Below are 4,418 nucleotides of genomic sequence, written 5' to 3'. Positions count from 1 at the left end.
GGAGCCAGGATCGCCGACCGGATAGGCGAAATGCTGTGGCCGGATTCCGATCGCCGCTTCGATCACGGTCCGGCTCATCTCCATTTCGGACCTCGCGACGCGGTCCGACGTCTTCCTGAGCATGAAGTGATTCACGGTATGGGCGCCGATGGTGCAGAGCGGGTCGCGCGCCAGCTCGGCGATGTCCTCCCAGCTCATGCATAATTCATCGCACAGGGCGGCCATGTCGACGCCGTAACGGGCCGCGAGGTCGCGGATCACGGTGCGCAGTTCCTCCTCGGTCTCGAGGCTCCGCAGCCACCAATAGAGTTGCTCGTAGATGTTCCGCTTCTCGTCGGGCCTTGCGCAGTCGAACCTGCGCTCCTGACCGTTGATGTAAAGTCCGATGCGGTCATTGCTGGCGACGACGCGCTCCAGCGCCACCCACCAGAGTTCGCCGATACGGTCCGGGAAGCTGGTCGGCACATACAGCGCGAACGGGATGTCGTGCTTCTTGAGGATCGGATAGGCCCATTGCAGATTGTCGCGGTAGCCGTCGTCGAAGGTCAGACAGACGAAGCGCCGCTTGAAATCGCGCTGCACAAGCCGCCGGTACATTTCGTCGAGCGAGACGATGTCGAGGCCGGACCGGCGCAGCCGCCGCACGACCGCCGCGAAGAACCCCGGCGACACTTCCAGAAGGCGGTTCGGCTGGAAACTCCCCGGCCGGGACGGCCGCACGTGATGCAGCGTCAGGATCGCGCCGACGCCCTGAAAAAATGGCCGCAGCGCGACATGGGCGCCGCTGAAATACAGCGTCTCCAGCCCGGCCCGAATGATCGTCTTTTTCAGTCCGCTCACTGACAAATAGCCGCTTTTCAATGAAAGAGGCGCGATCCTGCCAACCCTTTGTTGAGAATCCTTTGCCACGGTGGGTTTTTCAAGGAGGCCCGGGATGAATTTCGCGCTGGCGCGCACCGAGCTCGCGCAACCGGTGACCGGCATGCCCGACGAGGCCGATCTGGAATGGTCCCTTGAGATTGTCCGGAGCCTGGAGGCTGCGGAGGCCCCCTGGCGAGACCTCCTGCAGCAGGATTGTTTCGCGACCGCCTACCAGGATTTCGACTTCTGCGCGCTGTGGTTCCGCCATGTCGGCGCGCCTGCGGGCTTCGAGCCCTGCGTCGCCATCGGCCGCGACGCGGCCGGCCAGCCGCTTTTTCTGTGGCCGCTGGTTCGAAGGCCGGCCGGAGGCTGTCAGGTGGCGCAATTCTTCTGCGGCTCGCACGCCAATGTCGCGACCATGCTGTGGCGCATGGATGTCGCAGCGCGCATCACGCTCACGGATCTGCAGAGGATCTTGCGCCTCCTGGCCGAGAGCGGGATCGACGTGCTTTCCCTGCACAATCAGCCGAGGCAGTTGCGCGGCCAGGCCAATCCCCTCCTCCTCCTGCCGCACCAAGCCACGCCCGACAAAAACTATTCCCTGACGATCGACGGCACCGGCGACGACGTCATCGCGCGCAGCTACAACGCCGATACCCGCCGCAAGCTGCGGCGCAAGGAGCGCAACCTCGCCCAATTGCCGGGTTACCGATACTCCCGCCTGACGACGCCCGAACAGGTCGACCACTGCCTGTCGCAATTTCTGAAACAGAAGGCCGCCCGGTTGTCGGCCCGAGGTATCGGCAACGCATTCGAAGAAGAAGGGATGGACGCGTTCATCCGCGCCGCCTGTCGGCATGGCCTCGAACAGGGCCGGCCGCTGATGGAAATCCACGCTCTGGAATGCGACGCCGAACTCCTCGCCCTGTTCGCCGGCATCCATGACCGCCGCGAATTCCTGGCGATATTCAATTCCTACACCTTGAGCCAGAATGCGCGCCTGAGCCCGGGTCTCGTTTTGCTGGTGAAGCTTGTCCAGGATTGCGCAGCGCGCGGATTTCAGTCGCTCGGCCTCGGCATCGGCGCTGCCGACTACAAGTCGCAACTTTGCGACGTCGCCGAACAGCCATTCGACAGCTTTATCGGGCTGACGGCGCGCGGACAGATCTACGCATTGTCGACGAAGGCTCTGCGCACCGCCAAGAGCGCGATCAAGAACAACCCGTTCCTGTGGGACATCGTCTCCAAAGGGCGCGCAAAACTGTTCGCCCGCACCTGAGCCCGGAATTTGGCTCAGGCAGCAACCGGATCGCTGTCCCGCCTCTCGTCTCCACTCTGAATGGACACGACCTCGGCGAAGCCGGCCGCGGTCAGCTTGGCGCGCGCATCGAGCGTGGCTGCGGCAGCCAGATCCTTTGCAACCAGCACCGCGCGCGGCGCGAAGCCGGCAAAGAACCGAATTGGCGCCTCGTCGACGGCACCGCCATCGATCACCAGATGGTCATAGGCGCGCGCCAGCGCTTCCAGCGTAATGGTCAGACGCGGCGAAGCGAAAATAGCCGCCGCATCGCCGTCCACCATGCCCGTCGATACCAGATGAACACGCGAGAATTTGTCGCGCGTGATGACATCGCCGAACGATGCCGTACCGCGCGCCAGTTCGGCAAATCCAGGTGCCTGTGGTTCGACCGAGGTCACCGACAGATTGGGCGCCTGCAGCGCAAGATCGGCCAGAACAACCCTCGTCCCTTTCGCCGACAACGCCCGCGCCAGAGAGAGTGCGGTATAGGTCGTGCCGACGTTACGGCCAGCGCCGAACAGGACAATGCGGCGGCCGGGTTCGCCCATCGCGGTGAGCGCGTTCGCGAGCGTCTCGACGCGATCGGCCTTGGGCGCCGCACGCACCGGGACCTCGATCTGCGGCCGCGCATCTTTTGACTCATCGGCCGCGCCCCGCTTCCGGCGGAACAACCCGAAGAGTGAGCGGCGCGTCTTGGACGGTGCAGGCGCCGGCATGGCGGGCGACAACGGTGCGTCCGATCCGCCCGGGGCCACCGGCCGCTGCCGCGCACGGGTCGGCACGCCCTGCCGCAGGATTTCCGACGACAGCACGAACGCCATCATGAGGAACAGGGTCGCAAGCGTCGCCACGATCACGATCGGGACCGTTTTCGGGAACGCCGGCACGTTCGATACCGTCGCGCGGGAAATCACGCGGGCTTCTGCGGGCTCGGCGTCGATATTTTCCCGCGCCGTCGCTTCACGATAGCGCGCGAGATAGGATTCCAGCAGGTCGCGCTGCGCCTTCGCCTCGCGTTCAAGCGCACGAAGCTGCACGTCCTGCGGAACGGAGCTGCTGATCTGGCTCTTGATCCGGTTGATTGCCTCGGTCGTCTGCTCGACGCGGGAGCCCGCGATGCGCGCGTCGTTCTCGATGGCGAGAACCAGCCGCTCCAGCTCGCCGCGGATCTGTGTGTCCAGCGCATTGATCTGCGCATTCAGCTCCTGAATGCGCGGATGCCGCCCGAGCAGCGTCGAGGACTGTTCGGCCAGTTGAGCGCGCAAGAGGACGCGCTGCTCGATCAGGCGCTTGAGCAAATCCGAATTGGCGATGTCCGACGACTCGACGGACTTCCCGTTCTTGAGCATATCGCGGATCGCCTTGGACCGCGCGTCGAGATCGGCCTTTTGCGCACGCGCCGTCGCAAGCTGCGTGGTCAGTTCACCGAGCTGCTGGGTATTCAGGTTGGTCTCGTTGTTGCCGATGAAGAGATTCGCCTTGGCCCGGAATTCGTCGACCTTGGCGTCGGCTTCCTGAACGGTCTTGCGCAGCTGCGTGATTTCGTTGGCGAGATATGCGCTGGCGCTGCGAGTCTGATCGACCTTCGCCTGCTGCTGCATCTTCATGTAGGCGTCAACGATGGCATTGACGACCTTTGCGGCGAGCTCGGGGTCCTCGCTCATGAACTCGATGGTGATGACCCGTGACCGCTCCACCGCCGAAACCGTGAGCCGGTCGTAATAGATTTCCATGACCCGCTCTTCCGGGGTCATGCTCAACCGGTCGCGGCCAAAGCCAATCAGCGCAAGGACGGTACTGATCGGCGATATGCCCTTGAGGACCGGATCAAACTCCGGACGCTCGCCGAGCTTGAGCTCGCGGATCACCTGACGGGCGATGTCCCGCGACTGCAGGATCTGAACCTGCGTTGCGATGGCTTCCTGGTCGGCGACTGCGCGGTCGATCGACTTCTCCGCTTCCGGACGCAGGAAGACGTTTTCACGTCCCTCGACGGCGATCTTGGCTTCGGATTTGTAGCGGGGCGTAATCTGATTGACGATCACGAGCGTCGCTATGGCGACGAGAAGCGTCGGAAGAAGGATCAGCCATTTCTTGCGCCACAATGCGCGGCCGAGCGCTTGCAGATCCAGCTCGTTATCGGCCTCGGCAGGCGATACGCCGACGCCACCTTGCTCCACCGAGTGCATCACCGACTCCGTCACAACCAACGGTGCCATTTCCCCAGATTATGGTTTCCGTCACGTTAATCGGGCCC

General features: G+C 63.7%; 3 protein-coding genes. 1 reads left to right on the top strand and 2 read right to left on the bottom strand.

Features of this window, described 5'->3' with window-relative positions; genetic code table 11:
• A partial coding sequence (locus VN004_RS19420) for a polysaccharide deacetylase family protein (RefSeq protein ID WP_325613632.1) occupies window positions 1-840 on the bottom strand: 840 nt, incomplete at its 3' end.
• A gap of 94 nt (window positions 841-934) precedes the next feature.
• Between VN004_RS19420 and VN004_RS19415 the strand changes: the two genes are divergently transcribed.
• Window positions 935-2,140, top strand: a complete 1,206-nt coding sequence (locus tag VN004_RS19415; protein ID WP_325613629.1) for a GNAT family N-acetyltransferase — start codon at window positions 935-937, stop codon at window positions 2,138-2,140.
• 14 nt (window positions 2,141-2,154) lie between these two features.
• Here VN004_RS19415 and VN004_RS19410 read toward each other — a convergent pair whose 3' ends face one another.
• Window positions 2,155-4,350 (bottom strand): exopolysaccharide transport family protein, encoded by a 2,196-nt coding sequence (locus tag VN004_RS19410; RefSeq protein ID WP_325613625.1) that lies wholly within the window; start codon window positions 4,348-4,350, stop codon window positions 2,155-2,157.
• Window positions 4,351-4,418: the final 68 nt, after the last annotated feature.

It is taken from the genome of Pseudorhodoplanes sp., assembly GCF_035565855.1.
Lineage (GTDB): Bacteria > Pseudomonadota > Alphaproteobacteria > Rhizobiales > Xanthobacteraceae > Pseudorhodoplanes.
This window is presented reverse-complemented; position numbering and strand designations above follow the sequence as displayed.

Coding starts and splice junctions, on each gene's coding strand:
- VN004_RS19415 (WP_325613629.1), top strand. CDS start 935: ATGAATTTCGCGCTGGCGCGCACCGAGCTCGCGCAACCGGTGACCGGC.
- VN004_RS19410 (WP_325613625.1), bottom strand. CDS start 4,350: ATGCACTCGGTGGAGCAAGGTGGCGTCGGCGTATCGCCTGCCGAGGCC.